Source organism: Nocardiopsis suaedae (assembly GCF_027706745.1).
GTDB lineage: Bacteria > Actinomycetota > Actinomycetes > Streptosporangiales > Streptosporangiaceae > Nocardiopsis_A > Nocardiopsis_A suaedae.
On record NZ_JAQFWP010000043.1, the window covers coordinates 24334 to 40484 of the forward strand.

15 protein-coding genes are annotated in these 16151 nt (G+C 74.8%); 9 read left to right on the top strand and 6 right to left on the bottom strand.

Annotated features, from left to right (window positions below):
* Positions 1 to 32 precede the first annotated feature (32 nt).
* From O4U47_RS20570 to O4U47_RS20585, 4 genes are all read left to right on the top strand, one after another.
* A complete protein-coding gene (locus tag O4U47_RS20570) occupies positions 33 to 818 on the top strand; it encodes a class I SAM-dependent methyltransferase (protein ID WP_270679546.1) in 786 nt (261 codons plus the stop codon).
* 171 nt (positions 819 to 989) lie between these two features.
* On the top strand, positions 990 to 2051 hold the full coding sequence (locus O4U47_RS20575) for an ATP-binding protein (RefSeq protein WP_270679547.1): 1062 nt from the start codon (positions 990 to 992) through the stop codon (positions 2049 to 2051).
* On the top strand, positions 2048 to 3850 hold the full coding sequence (locus O4U47_RS20580) for a vWA domain-containing protein (RefSeq protein ID WP_270679548.1): 1803 nt from the start codon (positions 2048 to 2050) through the stop codon (positions 3848 to 3850). Before O4U47_RS20575 ends, O4U47_RS20580 begins: the two co-directional genes overlap by 4 nt.
* A gap of 44 nt (positions 3851 to 3894) precedes the next feature.
* Positions 3895 to 4380, top strand: a complete 486-nt coding sequence (locus O4U47_RS20585) for a GNAT family N-acetyltransferase (protein WP_270679549.1) — start codon at positions 3895 to 3897, stop codon at positions 4378 to 4380.
* A 40-nt stretch (positions 4381 to 4420) separates the two neighbouring features.
* On the opposite strand, the gene O4U47_RS20590 is transcribed toward O4U47_RS20585, so the two are convergent.
* Positions 4421 to 5251 (bottom strand): alpha/beta fold hydrolase, encoded by an 831-nt coding sequence (locus O4U47_RS20590; protein ID WP_270679550.1) that lies wholly within the window; start codon positions 5249 to 5251, stop codon positions 4421 to 4423.
* Between the two features lie 186 nt (positions 5252 to 5437).
* On the opposite strand from O4U47_RS20590, the gene O4U47_RS20595 reads away from it, so the two are divergent.
* On the top strand, positions 5438 to 5815 hold the full coding sequence (locus O4U47_RS20595; protein WP_270679551.1) for a hypothetical protein: 378 nt from the start codon (positions 5438 to 5440) through the stop codon (positions 5813 to 5815).
* An 87-nt stretch (positions 5816 to 5902) separates the two neighbouring features.
* On the opposite strand, the gene O4U47_RS20600 is transcribed toward O4U47_RS20595, so the two are convergent.
* Positions 5903 to 6478: an SACE_7040 family transcriptional regulator gene (locus O4U47_RS20600; protein ID WP_270679552.1), complete on the bottom strand. Its 576-nt coding sequence runs from the start codon at positions 6476 to 6478 to the stop codon at positions 5903 to 5905.
* 143 nt (positions 6479 to 6621) lie between these two features.
* Between O4U47_RS20600 and O4U47_RS20605 the strand changes: the two genes are divergently transcribed.
* The 3 genes from O4U47_RS20605 to O4U47_RS20615 are packed head-to-tail and all read left to right on the top strand — an operon-like array spanning position 6622 to position 11588.
* The gene (locus tag O4U47_RS20605) at positions 6622 to 8232 is read left to right on the top strand and encodes a carboxyl transferase domain-containing protein (protein WP_270679570.1); all 1611 of its coding nucleotides are present in this window, start codon (positions 6622 to 6624) and stop codon (positions 8230 to 8232) included.
* Positions 8233 to 8259: 27 nt separating this feature from the next.
* Complete coding sequence (locus O4U47_RS20610) at positions 8260 to 10416, top strand: ATP-binding protein (RefSeq protein ID WP_270679553.1); 2157 nt, start codon at positions 8260 to 8262, stop codon at positions 10414 to 10416.
* A 5-nt stretch (positions 10417 to 10421) separates the two neighbouring features.
* Complete coding sequence (locus O4U47_RS20615) at positions 10422 to 11588, top strand: acyl-CoA dehydrogenase family protein (RefSeq protein ID WP_270679554.1); 1167 nt, start codon at positions 10422 to 10424, stop codon at positions 11586 to 11588.
* A gap of 68 nt (positions 11589 to 11656) precedes the next feature.
* Here O4U47_RS20615 and O4U47_RS20620 read toward each other — a convergent pair whose 3' ends face one another.
* Positions 11657 to 12136 carry a hypothetical protein gene (locus tag O4U47_RS20620; RefSeq protein ID WP_270679555.1) on the bottom strand — a complete coding sequence of 160 codons (480 nt, stop codon included), beginning with the start codon at positions 12134 to 12136 and terminating at the stop codon, positions 11657 to 11659.
* Positions 12137 to 12403: 267 nt separating this feature from the next.
* Between O4U47_RS20620 and O4U47_RS20625 the strand changes: the two genes are divergently transcribed.
* Positions 12404 to 13753, top strand: coding sequence for an NAD(P)/FAD-dependent oxidoreductase (locus tag O4U47_RS20625; RefSeq protein ID WP_270679556.1), 1350 nt, complete (start codon positions 12404 to 12406; stop codon positions 13751 to 13753).
* A gap of 71 nt (positions 13754 to 13824) precedes the next feature.
* On the opposite strand, the gene O4U47_RS20630 is transcribed toward O4U47_RS20625, so the two are convergent.
* The 3 genes from O4U47_RS20630 to O4U47_RS20640 all read right to left on the bottom strand — a co-directional run bounded on the left by O4U47_RS20630 (position 13825) and on the right by O4U47_RS20640 (position 15958).
* The gene (locus O4U47_RS20630) at positions 13825 to 14031 is read right to left on the bottom strand and encodes a heavy-metal-associated domain-containing protein (protein WP_270679557.1); all 207 of its coding nucleotides are present in this window, start codon (positions 14029 to 14031) and stop codon (positions 13825 to 13827) included.
* 31 nt (positions 14032 to 14062) lie between these two features.
* The gene (locus O4U47_RS20635; protein ID WP_270679571.1) at positions 14063 to 14350 is read right to left on the bottom strand and encodes a metal-sensitive transcriptional regulator; all 288 of its coding nucleotides are present in this window, start codon (positions 14348 to 14350) and stop codon (positions 14063 to 14065) included.
* Between the two features lie 147 nt (positions 14351 to 14497).
* Positions 14498 to 15958 carry an FGGY-family carbohydrate kinase gene (locus O4U47_RS20640; protein WP_270679558.1) on the bottom strand — a complete coding sequence of 487 codons (1461 nt, stop codon included), beginning with the start codon at positions 15956 to 15958 and terminating at the stop codon, positions 14498 to 14500.
* Between the last annotated feature and the right edge of the window lie 193 nt (positions 15959 to 16151).

Genomic DNA, 16151 nt, shown 5'->3' on the forward strand with positions numbered 1-16151 from the left:
GGGCAGTGAGCATGTAAGAGGAGTTGAGAGTGATGCCCGACAAGAAGGCGGGAGCGCTGGCCGCCGACCGGTCCTCCCTCGGACACAAGGTGCGCTACGCGCTGCGCAACCCGGCGCGGGTGGTGCCGTACGCCTCGCGGGCCCTGCGCGACGCCGCCCTGCGGATCCGCCACCGGGGCGACCACGTGTCCTACTACCGCGCCGTGATGGCCTCGGACACCGCACGCGACCCGAAGGCCGCCGTGGGCAGCCAGTCGGAGAAGCGGTGGCTGGCACTGGGGCAGATGCAGTTCGACTACCTGGTCGGGCACGGCCTGAGCCCCGAGCACCGGCTGCTGGACATCGGCTGCGGGAACCTGCGGGCGGGCTGGCGCTTCATCGAGTACCTCGACGAGGGCAACTACTACGGGATCGACATCTCGCCGGACATCCTGGCCTCAGCGACCGATGTGCTCGCTGAGCGCAGCCTGCAGGCCAAGCTGCCGCATCTGACGCTCACGCGCGACCTGACGTTCTCCTTCCTGCCGGAGGGGAGGTTCGATGTGGTCCACGCGCACAGCGTCTTCTCGCACTCGCCGATCGAGGTGGTCGACGAGGCCCTGGCGAACGTGGGGCGGATCCTCGCCCCGAAGGGCTTCTTCGACTTCACCTTCGACCGCACCGAGGGGGCCGAGCACCACGTCCTGAGGGAGGACTTCTACTACAGGACCGAGACGCTGGTCGCGCTGGCGGAGAAGCACGGCCTGGCGGCCCGGTTCATGGACGACTGGGAGGAGCTGCCGCACGGGCAGTCCAAGATCCGCGTCAGCGCGGAGTGACGGCCGCCGCCCCCAGCCCGGACCGTCCCCTCCTACGGCCGGGACGGGACTGAAAACCGCTTGTGCCGAGGCGCCCTGCCACCGCACTCTTGTGTGGGCGCAGGGCGCCTCGGCGCGTCCGGCCCCGCCCCTCCCGTTCCCGCCCCCCCGTACCTGACAAGGAGCCCCTGCTTGCAGGCCGCCGTCACCGTTACGCCCGCGCGCGTCCCCGAACTCCTCCTGGGCCTGGCCACCGTGCGCCCCGTGTTCCTGTGGGGCGCCCCCGGCATCGGCAAGTCCTCGCTCGTGCGGTCCTTCGCCGAGTCGCTGGGCCTGGAGTGCGTGAGCCTGCTCGGCACCCAGCTCGCCCCCGAGGACCTCATCGGGGTTCCGCAGATCCGCGACGGCCGCTCGGTGTTCTGCCCGCCCGAGGCCATCGCCCGCGAGGAGCCCTACTGCCTGTTCCTCGACGAGCTCAACGCCGCCACCCCGGACGTGCAGAAGGCGTTCTACTCGCTCATCCTGGACCGGCGCATCGGCGGGTACGAGCTGCCCCACGGCAGCATCGTCATCGGCGCGGGCAACCGGGCCTCCGACAACGCCCTGGCCCGCCCCATCGCTTCGGCGCTGGTCAACCGGCTCACCCACGTGCACCTGCGGGCCTCGGCCACCGACTGGCTCGCCTGGGCCTTCGGGAACGACATCCACCCCTGGATCACGGACTACATCACCGACCGCCCGGACCACCTGTGGTCGGCGCCGCCCAAGAGCGAGGAGCCGTTCTCCACGCCGCGCTCCTGGCACATGCTCTCCGACGCGCTGCACTCCTTCGGCGAGGACCTGGACGAGGAGGCGCTTCAGGTCATCGCGCACGGCACCCTCACCCCGGCGCACGCCACCGCGTTCTGCGGCTACGCCAAGATCGTGCGCAGCCGGTTCGGCTTGGAGGCCGTCATCAAGGGTGACGCGCGCTGGCCCTCCGCGGTCGAGGACCGCGACCTGCTGTACTTCCTGGCCGAGTCCTTCCGCGGCCGCCTGGCCAAGGAGCTGCCCGCCTCCCGCGAGCACGCCTCCCCGTCGGCGATGCAGTTCGCCCACCGCTCCAAGGCGCTGCTGGTGCAGCTCGCCGAGGTCTCCGTGGAGGTGGCGCGCACCGTCGTCGCCGAGGACGCGGACGGGCTGCCGCTGCTGCCGTCCTGGTTCCTGGTCGAGGCGGCGCGCGACCTGCCGCGCCTGGTCGAGGCCCGGCGGTGAGCAGGCGCGGCCGGGCCCGCAAGAGCGGGGCGCGGCCCGACCCGGCGGCCAAGGCGTTCTTCGAGGGCGGCAGGATCATCGCCGCGAACCGGGCACTGGGGTCGATGGCGCCCAAGTACTGCCGCGAGGACTGCCGGGAGGTGCCGCCCGACGGCTGGGCGGTGGTCGATTCCAACGGCACCGTGCACGTCCACCCCAAGCGCCTCGCCGAAGCCGGCGAGTGGGCCTGGGTGCTGGCGCACTGCCTGCTGCACCTGGGGTTCGGACACGTCCCGGCGGCCAACGGCGAACGGGAGCAGCCGGACCGCTTCACGCTCGCCGCGCGCTGCGCCGCGGTCGTCCGCTTCCAGGAGACCTTCTCCGTGGGGGCCTCGCCGTTCCCGCCGCACCCGCCCGTCCCGGGCGGCGATGAGGGGGAGCTGGCCGAGCGGTGGCGCAGGGACGGCATCCCCGCCGGGCTGGAGGCGTGCGGCGTGGCGGGCAGCGGCGCCGACCAGCTGCTGGCGCCGTGGACGTCCTGGTACGACCCGCCCGACTGGGGGCGCGAGTTCGCGCACGGCCTGGCGCGCACCATGGCCGAGGCGATGGAGGACGCCGGAGCCGGGCCGGGGAACCGGCCCAAGCGGCGGCACGAGCGGGACCCCTGGGAGCGCGCGCTGGGCTGGTTCGTGTCCTCCTACCCGCTGCTCGGCGGCATCGCCACCGGCATGGAGGTCGTGGCCGACGCCGACCTCGCGCGCGCCCACGACATCTCCGTGGCCGCGGTGGACGCCTCCGCGGGCGAGATCTACGTGAACCCGCTGCGCGAGCAGACCGAGGAGGAATGGCGCTTCATCCTGGCCCACGAGATGCTGCACGCCGCCCTCCGCCATGCGGACCGGTGCGGCCCCAGGGACCACTTCCTGTTCAATGTCGCCTGCGACTACGTCATCAACGGGTGGCTGGTCGAGATGGGAGTGGGCGACATGCCGCAAGGGCTGCTGTACGACCCGCGGCTCGCCGGGATGTCGGCCGAGGAGGTGTACGACCGCATCGCCACCGACCGGCGGCGTATGCGGCGCATGGCCACGCTCCGGGGCAAGGGCGGGAGCGATGTGCTGGGCGAGCCGCTGCCGCACCGCCCCAAGGACTACGTGGACCTGGACGAGTTCTACCGCCGTGGCCTGGTGCAGGGGCTGGAGCTGCACGTCAGCCAGGACCGGGGACTGGTGCCGGTCGGGCTGGAGTCGGAGATCCGCGCCCTGGCGCACCCTCCGCCGCCGTGGGACGTGCGACTTGCGCGCTGGTTCGACGAGTTCGTGCCCCGGCCCGAGGCGGTGCGCAGTTTCGCCCGCCCGGCGCGTCGGCAGGCCTCCACGCCCGACATCCCGCGTGCGGGGCGGTACTTCCCGCCCGAGGAGATCGCGCGCTGCACGTTCGGTGTCGTGCTGGACACGTCGGGGTCGATGGGCAACCGGCTCATGGGCAAGGCGCTCGGCGCCATCGCCTCCTACGCCGAGGCGCGGGACGTTCCCGCGGCGCGCGTGGTCTTCTGCGACGCGGCCCCCTATGACGCGGGGTACCTGCGGCCCCACGAGATCGAGGGGCGCGTGCGCATCAAGGGCGGGGGAGGCACGGTGCTCCAGCCCGGGGTGGACCTGCTGCAGGCGGCGGAGGACTTCCCGCCCGGGGCGCCGGTCCTCGTCGTCACCGATACCGCGTGCGACGTGCTCCGGGTGCGCAGGGAACACGCCTACCTGGTGCCGAAGGGGGAGCGGCTTCCGTTCCGCCCCAACGGCCCGGTGTTCGAGGTCGTGTGAGGCCCTGTGCGCTTCTGTCCCCGCCGTCTGGTTCACTCGGGCGCATGGTGATTCGTCGTGTGCGTCCAGAGGAGCGTGAGGCGGTCGGCGACCTTCGGGTCACCGCCTATGAGGCGGACGGGATGCTCAAGGCGAGCCCGGACTACGCCGAGGTGCTGCGCAGGCTCGGCGCCGACGGCGGCGGAGACGTGCTGGTGGCCGAGGATACCGACGGCGCCCTGCTGGGCACGGTGATGGTCCAGGCCTACCGCCCGTCGAGCGAGGTCGCCCGCGGCCCGGAGGAGACGGAGGTGCGCGCGCTGGCGGTCGCCCCGGCGGCGCGCGGGCGCGGTGTGGGCCGGGCGCTGATGGAGGCGGTCGTGGAGCGGTCGGCGGCCGAGGGGGCGCGCCGCGTGGTGCTGTCCACCCAGCCGACGATGACCGCCGCCCAGCGCATCTACGAACGGCGCGGATTCCGGCGCCTGCCCGACCGCGATTGGGACCCGCTGCCCGGCATCACCCTGCTGGCCTACGGGCTCGACCTGGGGTGACCCCGTCGGGGCGGCCGCCCAGCGGGCGCCCCGCGGCCGGTCAGGCCGACCGGGCCGTCTGCAGGATCTCCGCGGCGACCAGGCGCGGGGCGTCGGCCATCGGGATGTGCCCGCAGCCCAGCAGCGATACCAGGCGGGCGTGCGGGATGCGGCGCAGCGCCGTGCGCGCCCCCGACGGGGGCAGGAGGCGGTCCCGGTCGCCCCAGGCCACCGTCACCGGGCACGGCACGCCGGTGTGCGTGAACCGGTACCCGGCCACCCGCGGCACCAGGCGCACGAACGGCGACCCGGCGTTGACCAGGGTCGCGTCGAAGGCCAGCCTCCGTGCGGCCGGTGAGGACGGGTCGCCGCGCAGCACCCGGCGGGCGATCGAACGGGCGGGCGGGCTGGCGGCGGCGGCGACCCGCACCGGCTCGGGCACCAGCCCGGCCACGCGCGCCCCGGCCGCCAGCGCACGCAGGCCCGCGTGGCCTCCCGCGGGGGCGAACCCGACGGGGGAGAACGCGGTCACCGAGGCCGCCGCCCCGCGCGCGCCCAGCTCCAGGGCGATCGCCCCGCCCAGGGAGTTGCCCACCACGTGCGGCCGCTCGATGCCGAGCCCGGAGAACGTCCGCGCGACGGTGTCGACGAGCCACTCCACGTCGTAGGGGGCGTCCGGGGCGGGCGCGGTGGACGCGCCGAAGCCCGGCAGGTCCAGGGCGATCAGTTCGTGGTGCGGGGCGAGCTCGCGCATCACCGGGTACCAGGTCTGGCGCCGGTGCCCGATGCCGTGCAGGAGCACCACGGGCGCGCCCCGGCCGACGCGGTCGTAGGCGATGCGGGGCGCGTCGGCGCGGTCGGGTGCGGGGGCGGTCCCGGTGGGAGTGGACACGGTCGCCTGTTCCCCTTCCAACGGCGCTGGGCTGTCGGGCGGCACGGCCCGAACCTTGTCAATGTCCATTGTTGCAGTCTCGGGGGAGGGGCGGAGTGCGGGGGCGGCACCGGCCACGCAGGGTGGCGGGGTGTGCGTGGTGCGGAGAGGATGGAACGGGGGAGGACCCGCACGCATCGCAGGTACATGACTTCTCCGCGCTTCCTCTTCGCCGCGACGGTTCTCAGCGTCGCCGCGGTGCTCACCGCACCCGTCCCGGCGTCGGCCGCCGAGGGCGGGACGCCCCCGGCGGTGCCCTCCGCGCCCGCCGCGGTCGGTACCGCCGCCGAGGGGGCCGCGACGGAAGGGGTGGGCCCCGCCGTCCTCGCGGCGGCCGAGGGGAGCGGGGGCGCTGCGGAGGGCACCGAGGACATGGCCTTCCCGTGGACGGCCGTGGGCGCCATCGTGCTCGTCCTGGCGGGTGTCGGATTCCGTGCCTGGCAGATGTTCGGCCGCAGGTCCAAGAGGCCCTCGGGCGGCGTGGGCCCCGCGGCCCGGGACACCGGGCGCCCCCGCGACCGCTGAAGGGCCGGAGGGGGCGGGGCCGGAGCGGACGGGGTGGGCCCGGACGTCGCCCCTACTGCGCCGCTCCGCGGTCTTCGTGCGGCGGGGTCAGTCCTCGACCAGCAGGGCGGCCCGGCCCATGCGGAAGAGCAGCTCGGCCATCGTGTCCGGCGCCAGCTCGCCCGCGCTGTGCGGGGTGGAGTTGAGCAGCCCGAAGGCCGCGTGCACGGCCGCGCGCAGGGACTGGCGCGCCCGGCCGGGCCGCAGGCGGGCGAGCACGCCCACCCACTCCTCGGCGTAGCCGCGCTGGAGCCGCCGGATGCGGTGCCGCTCCGGCTCGGGCACGTTGTCCAGCTCCCGGTCGTGCACGGTGATCAGCGCGGGCTCGCCCAGGGCGAAGGCGATGTGCCCGCGCAGCAGCCCCTCCAGCGCCTCCTCGGGGCCCGCCGCGCCGGCCACCACGCGCGCCCCCTGCTCGGCCAGGCGCTCGCTGACCTCCAGCAGCATCGCGGCCAGCAGCGCCTCCTTGCCGGGGAAGTGCCGGTACAGCGCCGGGCCGGTGGTGCCGACCGCGCGGCCCAGGTCCTCGATGGAGGCCCCGTGGTAGCCGCGCGCGGCGAACAGCCCGGCGGCCGCCCGCAGGATCGCGGCGCGGCGGGAGCCCGCCGCAACCCGCTCGGCCATGCCCGCTCCCCTCGCTCGCCGTCCGCGCCGGGCGATCGTACCGGCCCGGTCCGGTGTGACGCTGGACACCGATGTTAGTCATCACTAACATCGACGATGTTAGCGGCCATTAACACAGAGGGGAACCGATGAGCAGGGCACCCGTGCTCTCCTCGGCGGTGGACACCGGCGGCGCAGCGTTCGCCGCCAACGCCGAGGCCAACCGCGCCCTCGCCGCCGAGCTGCGCGAGCGCATCGCCCGCGCCGCGCTCGGCGGGCCCGAGAAGACCCGCATCCGGCACGAAGAACGCGGCAAGCTGCTGCCCCGTGAACGCGTGCGCGCGCTGCTCGACCCCGGCTCCCCGTTCCTGGAGCTGTCCCCGCTCGCCGCCTGGGGCCTGTACGGCGAGGACGGCCACGACGCCCCCGCCGCCGGGATCATCACGGGCGTGGGCCGGGTGGCCGGGCGGGAGGCGGTCGTCGTCGCCAACGACGCCACCGTCAAGGGCGGCACCTACTACCCGATGACCGTCAAGAAGCACCTGCGCGCCCAGGAGGTCGCCCGGCAGAACCGGCTGCCCTGCGTCTACCTGGTCGACTCCGGGGGCGCCTTCCTGCCCATGCAGGACGACGTCTTCCCCGACCGCGACCACTTCGGGCGCATCTTCTACAACCAGGCCACCCTCTCCTCCGAGGGCGTGCCGCAGATCGCCGCCGTCCTGGGCTCGTGCACCGCCGGGGGCGCCTACGTGCCCGCGATGAGCGACGAGGCGGTCATCGTCCGCGAGCAGGGCACCATCTTCCTGGGCGGCCCGCCCCTGGTGAAGGCCGCCACCGGCGAGGTCGTCAGCGCCGAGGAGCTCGGCGGCGGCGAACTGCACTCGCGCGTGTCCGGGGTGACCGACCACCTCGCCGACGACGACGCGCACGCGCTGTCCATGGTCCGCGACATCGCCGCCACCCTCGGCCCCCGCGACGAACCCGCCTGGGAGCGCCGCGAGTCCCGGCCCCCCGCCCTGGACCCCGACGAGCTGTACGGCATCGTCCCCACCGACACCCGCACCCCCTACGACGTGCGCGAGGTCATCGGGCGCGTCGTCGACGCCAGCGAGTTCACCGAGTTCAAGGCCGAGTACGGCACGACGCTGGTCACCGGATTCGCGCACGTCCACGGCCACCCGGTGGGCATCGTCGCCAACAACGGCATCCTGTTCGCCGAGTCGGCCATGAAGGGCGCCCACTTCATCGAGCTGTGCGACCGGCGCCGCATCCCGCTGCTGTTCCTGCAGAACATCTCCGGGTTCATGGTGGGCCGCGACTACGAGGCCGGGGGCATCGCCAAGCACGGCGCCAAGATGGTCACCGCCGTGGCCTGCGCGCGCGTGCCCAAGTTCACCGTCGTCATCGGCGGGTCCTTCGGCGCGGGCAACTACAGCATGTGCGGCCGCGCCTACTCCCCCCGCTTCCTGTGGATGTGGCCCAACGCCCGCATCTCCGTCATGGGCGGCGAGCAGGCCGCCTCGGTGCTGGCCACGGTGCGCCGCGACCAGAAGGAGGCGCGCGGCGAGGAGTGGGCCGCCGATGAGGAGGAACGCTTCAAGCAGCCGGTGCGCGACCAGTACGAGCACCAGGGCGAGCCCTACTACTCCACCGCCCGGCTGTGGGACGACGGCGTGATCGACCCCGCCGACACCCGCACCGTGCTGGGCCTGGCCCTGTCGGCCGCCCGCCGCTCCCCCCTGGAGCCGGTGGGCTACGGCGTCTTCCGGATGTGAGCGGGCGTGGACGATGAGAGGTGGACGATGACGACGACCGACCCCCGCGAGCGCTCCCAGGCCTGCCGGCCGGGCACCGCGCCGTCGGTCCTGGTGGCCAACCGCGGCGAGATCGCGGTGCGCATCATGCGCACGCTGCGCCGCCTCGGGATGCGCTCGGTCGCGGTCTACAGCGACGGCGACGCCGGGGCCCGGCACACGCGCGAGGCCGACGAGGCGGTGCGCATCGGCGGCGCCGCCCTGGCCGACAGCTACCTGAACGGGCCCGCGATCATCGGCGCCGCCCGGCGCGCCGGGGCGGCGATGGTGCACCCGGGGTACGGCTTCCTCTCGGAGAACGCCGCCTTCGCCCGGCAGTGCGCCGAGGCGGGGCTGGTGTTCGTCGGCCCCCCGCCCGAGGCCATCGAGGCGATGGGCGACAAGATCCGCGCCAAGGAGGCGGTCGCGCGGGCCGGTGTGCCGCTGCTGCCCGGCTTCGCCGAGGAGCCCGGGGCGCCGCTCTCCGACGCCGACCTGGCCGCCGAGGCCGACAAGGCCGGGTACCCGCTGCTGATCAAGCCCTCGGCCGGCGGCGGCGGCAAGGGCATGCGGCTGGTGCGCGACCCCGCCGGCCTGGCGGAGGCCGCCGCGGCCGCCCGCCGGGAGGCCGCCGCCGCGTTCGGCGACGCCACGCTGCTGGTGGAGCGGTACGTGGACCGGCCCCGGCACATCGAGGTGCAGGTGCTGGCCGACGCCCACGGCACCGTGCTGCACCTGGGCGAGCGCGAGTGCAGCCTGCAGCGGCGGCACCAGAAGATCATCGAGGAGGCGCCGTCCCCGCTGGTCGGCCCCGACCTGCGGGCCGCCATGGGCGGGGCGGCGGTGGCCGCCGCCAAGGCCTGCGGGTACGTGGGCGCGGGCACCGTCGAGTTCATCGTGCAGGACGCCCCCTCCGGCGGGTCCGGCGAGGTGGAGTTCGCCTTCCTGGAGATGAACACGCGGCTGCAGGTGGAGCACCCGGTCACCGAGGAGGTGGTGGCCGTGGGCGGGCGCCGCGGGGTGGACCTGGTGGAGCTGCAGCTGCGGGTGGCGCGGGGCGAGCCGCTGCCGTTCGCCCAGGCCGACGTCGGGCTGGAGGGGCACGCGGTGGAGAGCCGCGTCTACGCCGAGGACCCGGCCCGCGACTTCCTGCCCACCGGCGGCACCGTGCTGCGCCTGGACGAGCCGGAGGGCGCGCACGTGCGGGTGGACTCCGGGCTCGACGAGGGCACCGCGGTCACCTCGGCCTACGACCCGATGCTGGCCAAGGTCGTCACCTGGGCGCCGGACCGCGCCTCGGCGCTGCACCGGATGGACGCCGCCCTGAGCCGGTACACCCTGCTCGGCTGCGGCACCAACGTGGCGTTCCTGCGTGCGCTGGTCGCCCACCCGGCGGTGGCCGCCGGGGACCTGACCACCGGGCTGACCGAGCTGCTCCGCCCGGAGCTGGCGCCCGGCGGGGACGCCGCCGTGCCGCCGGAGGTGTACGCGGCCGCCGCGCTCGACCACCAGCTCGGCCTGGAGCCGCAGGGGCCCGGCGCCGATCCGTTCGACCTGCCCACCGGGTGGCGCCCGGGTGAGCACGCCTGGACGACCTGGCGGCTGCGGGCGCCGGGCCGCGACCCGGTCGCGGTGGAGGTGCGGCGGCTGTCCGGGGCGGACGCGGAGCCCGGCGCCCCGGTCGACTACGAACTGCGGGTCGGGGACGCCGAACCCGGGCGGGCCACCGCCCGCCGGGCGCCGGACGGGCGCTCGGTGACCGTGGCCGCCGAGGGGCGCACCGTCCGCTACGAGCGCGCGGCCGGAGGCGGCGAGCTGTGGCTCGGCCGCGCCGGGGCCGCCTGGTCGTTCACCGATGCCCCCGCCATCGCCCCGATGCGCGGCCCCGCGGCGGCCGCGGACGGCACGCTGCGCAGCCCGATGCCCGGCACCGTGCTGGCCGTGCCCGTCGCCGTGGGCGACCGGGTGGAGGCCGGGAGCCCCGTCGTCGTCGTGGAGGCGATGAAGATGGAGCACGCGGTGACCGCCCCCGTCGACGGCACCGTCGCCGAACTGGCGGTGCGCCCCGGCGACGCGGTGGCCATGGACGCCGTCCTGGCCGCCGTCGCCCCGGAAGCCGCGGAGACCCCGCGCGAGCCCGACACCGACGCCCCGACCCAGGAGTGAGAGCCGTGACCAGCACGAGCAGCAGCGCACTGTCCGACGAGCACGAGGAGCTGCGCCGCACCGTCGAGGCCTTCGCCCGCGACGAGGTGGCGCCGGTCATCGGCGACTACTACGAGAAGGGGGCCTTCCCCTACGGCATCGTGGCCGGGATGGGCCGGATGGGCCTGTTCGGGCTGCCGTTCCCCGAGGAGTACGGAGGCATGGGCGGGGACTACTTCGCCCTGTGCCTGGCCCTTGAGGAGCTGGCGCGCGCCGACTCCTCGGTGGCGATCACCCTGGAGGCGGGGGTGTCGCTGGGGGCGATGCCGATCTACCGGTTCGGCACCGACAAGCAGCGCGAGGAGTGGCTGCCGCGCCTGTGCTCGGGCGAGGCGCTGGGCGCCTTCGGCCTGACCGAGCCGGGGGGCGGGTCGGACGCGGGCGCCACCCGCACCACCGCGCGCCTGGAGGACGGGCAGTGGGTGATCGACGGCACCAAGTCGTTCATCACCAACTCCGGCACCGACATCACCGCGCTGGTGACGGTGACGGCGGTGACCGGCCGCAAGCCGGACGGGCGGCCGGAGATCTCCTCGATCCTGGTTCCCTCGGGCACCCCCGGGTTCACCGTCGGGCAGAAGTACTCCAAGGTGGGGTGGAGCGCCTCGGACACCCGTGAACTGGTCTTCCAGGACTGCCGGGTCCCGGAGGAGAACCTGGTGGGCGAGCGGGGGCGGGGGTACGCCCAGTTCCTGCGCATCCTGGACGAGGGGCGGATCGCGATCGCCGCGCTGTCGGTGGGGCTGGCCCAGGGGTGCGTGGACGAGAGCCTGCGCTACGCGGGCGAGCGGGAGGCGTTCGGCTCGGCCATCGGCGGCTACCAGGCGATCCAGTTCAAGATCGCCGACATGGAGGCCCGGGCGCACACGGCGCGGCTGGCCTACTACGAGGCGGCCCGCAAGATGCTGGCGGGCGAGCCGTTCAAGAAGGAGGCCGCCATCGCCAAGCTGGTGTCCTCGAACGCGGCGATGGACAACGCCCGCGACGCCACCCAGGTGTTCGGCGGGTACGGCTTCATGAACGAGTACGCGGTGGGCCGCTTCTACCGCGACGCCAAGATCCTGGAGGTGGGGGAGGGCACCAGCGAGGTCCAGAGGATGCTGATCGCGAGGGAGCTCGGCCTGCCGGCCTAGGGGGCGCAACGGAGCGGCCCGGCGGCGGTCCGCCGGGCCGCCCCTGTCTGCTCTGCGGCGGGCCGCGGCTAGGGCAGGGCGCCGGTCACGCCGTCCACGGCTCCGGTGTCCACGCCCTCGGTGACGCCGTCCACCGCACCGGTGTCGACACCCCCGGTCGCGCCCTCGACGGTGCCCAGGGCGTCGCCGAGCGCTTCGAGGTCGGCCGCGGCCGCGGCGTCGCACACGGCCTTGACCTGGGCGTCCAGCTCGGAGGCGGCGTCACCGGCCGCGTCCGTGGCCGCGTCGCCCTCCGCGCCGGTGTCGGCGGGGGCCTCGGCGTCCGCGCCCGCTTCGGCCCCGGCCTCGCCCTCCGCGCCGGCGTCGCCTTCCGCCTCCGCGGCCGTTTCGCACAGGGCCGTGATCGCCGCGATCAGGTCGGTGCTGGGTGCCTGCGTGCGGTGGCCGTCGTAGCCGTCGTACTCGTCCGCCGATGCGGCGGTCGCGCCCGCGCACATCAGGCCGCCGGTCATCAGGACGACGGCCGCCGCCTTGCTGACACGCTTCATGATCTCCCCTATCTCGGGTCGTGTGGATCCGGGTGATCGGCGGGAACGGGGCCCGTCGATCACCCTCCGATATCAAATCGTAACTTTGTGTGACCATCGTGGGGTCATCGGAGGCTGAACCCCCGGTATGGGAATCCGACCATCCGCAAATCCCGGCCAAAAGGTGCGCTCCGCGGGCGCGCCGCCCTCCCCGGCGCCCCGCCCCGCGGTTAGTTTCGGCAGGGGGACGCCCGGGCAGCGGGCCGTCGAAGGGGGAGTGGTTCGGCTATGGCACGTCCCAGGATCGTGGTGATCGGCGCGGGGTTCGCGGGGCTGCACGCGCTGCGCCGCCTGGAGCGGCGCATCCCGCGGGCGGCCGCGGACATCGTCCTCGTCGCGCCCAACGACTACATGCTCTACAGCCCGCTGCTGCCGCAGGTCGCCTCCGGGCTGCTCACGCCGCAGTCGATCGCGGTGTCGCTGCACCGGGTGCTGCGCCGCACGCGCATGGTGCCCGGCACCGCCATGGGGGTGGACCCCTCCAGCCGCACCGTCGTCATCGAGAAGATCAACGGGGAGAAGACCACCGAGCGCTACGACCGCCTCGTGCTGGCCCCCGGCAGCCTCACCCGGGCCTTCGACATCGCCGGGCTGCGCGAGCACGCCTTCGGCAACAAGAACCTGGCCGAGGCGGTGGTCCTGCGCGACCACGTGCTGGCCCAGCTCGAACTCGCCAACGCCAGCGACGACCCGGTCGAGCGCGAGGAGCGGTGCCGCTTCATCGTCGTCGGCGGCGGCTACACCGGCGTGGAGACCGCGGCCTCCCTGGAGCGCCTCACCGAGGACATGGCGCGCCGCTACCCCGAGCTGCGCTCGCTGATCCGGTGGCACCTGGTGGACATCGCCCCGCACATCCTGCCCGAGCTGGGGACCAAGCTCGGCGACGAGGCCCTGGACCTGCTGCGCGGCATGGGCATCGAGGTCAAGCTGGGGGTGTCGGTCAAGGAGGTCACCGAGAACCGGGTGACGCTCACCGACGACCGGGTGCTGCCCTGCCGCACCCTCATCTGGACCGCGGGCACCACGCCCAGCCCGCTGATGTCGGCCCTCGGCGGGGAGACCGACCGGGGGCGGCTGGTCGTGGGCGCGGACATGGCCGCCGAGAGCCTGGACGGGGTGTTCGCCCTGGGGGACGCCGCCGCGGTCCCCGACCTGATGAAGGAGGGCGGCGGGTACTGCCCGCCCACCGCGCAGTTCGCCCAGCGGCAGGGCGTGGTGGCCGCCGACAACGTGGTCGCCTCGCTGCTCGGGCGGCCGCTCACCCCCTTCGGGCACCGGGACCTCGGCCTGGTGGTCGACCTGAGCGGCAAGGACGCGCTGGCCAGACCGCTGGGCTACGAGCTGAGCGGGCTCCCGGCGCTGGGGGTGACGCGCGCCTATCACCTGGCGGCGGTGCCGTCGGCGCCCTCGCGGGCGCGCGTGCTGGCCAACTGGGTGATCGACGCGATGCTCGGCGGCGAGGTGGCGCGCCTGGGCTTCCACCACGGCAAGCCCTCGGCCTTCGTGGACATCGAGGGCGACCACTACCTCGACGGCGACACGGCCAAGGCGGAGGCGAAGCGGCTGTCGGGGGGCTGACGGGGCCGCGGCGCGGCGGCGCGCCCGCCGGGCAGGGCGGGCGCGCGGGTCGGCCGCGGTAGGGCGCCGGGTCAGCCGGAGATGGTGTACCCGGCCTCGTCGATGGCGGCCGCGAGGCGGTCGGCGGGGACGGGGCCGTCACTGGTGATGTCCACGCGCCCGCTGCCGAGGTCGACCTCGACCGCGGTGACGCCCGGGATCTCCCCGACCTCTTCCTTGACCGAGCTCACGCAGTGCTCGCACGTCATGCCGCTGACCGTGATGGTGGTGCCGGCCATTGGGGGCCTCCTCGTCCTCTTCGCTCCGGGGTCAGGAGCGCACCAGGCGGGCGATGGCCTCGGACGCCTCGCGCACCTTCTCGTCGGCCTCCTCGCCGCCGCTGGCGACGGCGTGGCCGACACAGTGCTTGAGGTGCTCGTCCAGCATCGACAGGGCGAAGGACCGCAGCGCCTTGTTGACCGCGGCGGTCTGGGTCAGGATGTCGATGCAGTAGTTGTCGTCCTCGACCATCCGCTGCAGTCCGCGGACCTGGCCCTCGATCCTGCGCAGCCGGTTGATGTGGCTCTGCTTGTCATCGTGGTAGCCGTAGGTCGCCATCCGGGTGCTCCCCTGCTCGTCAGTGACTGCGTCCATCAATATACCCCCTCGCGGTATCCAACCTCGCGTTGTCGGCCGACATTCCGCGCGGTGCAACCCTATGGCGCGAGGAGGAAGGGGACATACCGGCGGACGCGGGGCGGGGCCTCAGCCCGCGGCGGCGGCCGCCTCGGCCTCCTCCCACAGGGGGCGCGCGGCCTCCAGGCGGGCCAGGTAGCGGCGGTATCCGGCGTCGTAGCGGGCGACCAGGCCGGCGGGGGGATCGGCCGACACCGGGGCCCGCGTCCACGCCGCCTCGTCGACCCCGGCGCCCAGCGTGCGCAGGCCCGCCAGGACGGCGCCGCGGGCCCCGGCCTGCGCGCCCGGCGCCAGGGCCACGGGCCGCCCGAGGACCGCCGAGAACACCTCCACCCACGCGCGGCTGCGGGCGCCCCCGCCGCACAGGGTCAGGCGCCCCTCCAGCCCGGCCGCCTCCAGGCAGTGGCGTGAGGCGTAGGCGATGCCCTCGCACACCGCGCGGACCACGTCGGCGGGGCCGTGGTGGAGACTCAGGCCGTCCAGCTCCCCGCGGGCGTAGGGCGACACGAACGGCGCGCGCTCGCCCGACGGCGCCAGGTAGGGCAGGACGCGCAGGCCGCGCGCCCCCGGCGGCGACCCCTCCAGCAGGGACTCCAGGTCCGCCACGGGGCGGCCGGTCAGGCGCAGGGCCCAGTCCAGGCTGGCCGTGCCCACCATGGCGGGCATCGCGCGCAGGTAGGAGCCCTCGCCGGTGGCCAGCGACATCCCGGCCCGGGTGCCGGTGGTGTCCACCGCGGTGCGGGCCACCTGGCAGGCCAGCGTGGTGCCGACGATGAGCAGGCCGTCGCCGGGGCGGACCACCCCGGCGCCGCGGGCGCAGGCGGGCAGGTCGTAGGGGCCCGAGGAGACCGGGGTGCCCTCGGGGAGGCCGGTCAGCGCGGCACCTTCGGGGCCGAGGGGGGCCAGCGGCGGCCCACTGTGCACGGGAGGGAGCAGGGCGGCGCGGTGCTCCAGGCCGGTGGCGCGCAGCGCGGCGGGAGTGTAGCCCGTGGGGGTGCCGCCGAAGGGCATCGAGGCCTCGGAGGGGTCGGTGGCGCGGACGCCGGTGAGGCGCTGGAAGACCATGTCCTTGCAGTAGGCGGCGGTGGCGGCGCGGTCCAGGACCTCCGGCTCGTTGCGGTCGGCCCAGGCGAGCAGGGCGGCCTGGGCGCCGGGGAACAGGGCGCCGCCGGTGGCGGCGAACACTTCGGCGGCGGCGCCCCCGCGCTCCCATTCGGTGATGATCCCGGCGGCGCGGCCGTCCATCCAGGACAGGGCGCGGCGGACGGGGCGGCCGTCGGCGTCCAGCAGCCAGAGCCCGTCGCCCTGCCCGGTGAGGGCGAGGAGCCGGACGGGCTCGTCCAGGCGCTCGGCGAGGGCGCGCACGACGGTGCCGACGGAGGCGGTGACCGCTCGGGCGTCCTGCTCGACGTGCCCGGGGGCGGGGTGTTCGAGCTCCGTGGGGACGGAGGCGGTATCGACCTCGCGTCCCCGGGAGTCGAACGCCACCGCCTTGGTGAGCGAGGTGCCCACGTCCACTCCGATGTCCATCCGCCGCCACCGCTCCATCAAAAAAGGTGTGAACTTAACATCAATGTTGACGAGCTATTTGTATGGTTATGCCCTAGGTCACGTCAAGCCTGGCGGCGTCCTTCAGGCGAGGGGCCAGACGGGCGGGGTCGGCGGCCCTCGCGGTGGCGCTGTCGGCCGTGCGGCGTGTGCGTGGTCACCGTGATGGGCAGCG

Bases quoted from the DNA above. Each gene is read 5' to 3' on its own strand.
- O4U47_RS20640 (WP_270679558.1), bottom strand. From the start codon at position 15,958: ATGGACATCGGAGTGGACGTGGGCACCTCGCTCACCAAGGCGGTGGCG.
- O4U47_RS20620 (WP_270679555.1), bottom strand. From the start codon at position 12,136: ATGAAGCGTGTCAGCAAGGCGGCGGCCGTCGTCCTGATGACCGGCGGC.
- O4U47_RS20630 (WP_270679557.1), bottom strand. From the start codon at position 14,031: ATGGCCGGCACCACCATCACGGTCAGCGGCATGACGTGCGAGCACTGC.
- O4U47_RS20610 (WP_270679553.1), top strand. From the start codon at position 8,260: ATGACGACGACCGACCCCCGCGAGCGCTCCCAGGCCTGCCGGCCGGGC.
- O4U47_RS20600 (WP_270679552.1), bottom strand. From the start codon at position 6,478: ATGGCCGAGCGGGTTGCGGCGGGCTCCCGCCGCGCCGCGATCCTGCGG.
- O4U47_RS20625 (WP_270679556.1), top strand. From the start codon at position 12,404: ATGGCACGTCCCAGGATCGTGGTGATCGGCGCGGGGTTCGCGGGGCTG.
- O4U47_RS20595 (WP_270679551.1), top strand. From the start codon at position 5,438: ATGACTTCTCCGCGCTTCCTCTTCGCCGCGACGGTTCTCAGCGTCGCC.
- O4U47_RS20585 (WP_270679549.1), top strand. From the start codon at position 3,895: ATGGTGATTCGTCGTGTGCGTCCAGAGGAGCGTGAGGCGGTCGGCGAC.
- O4U47_RS20635 (WP_270679571.1), bottom strand. From the start codon at position 14,350: ATGGCGACCTACGGCTACCACGATGACAAGCAGAGCCACATCAACCGG.
- O4U47_RS20570 (WP_270679546.1), top strand. From the start codon at position 33: ATGCCCGACAAGAAGGCGGGAGCGCTGGCCGCCGACCGGTCCTCCCTC.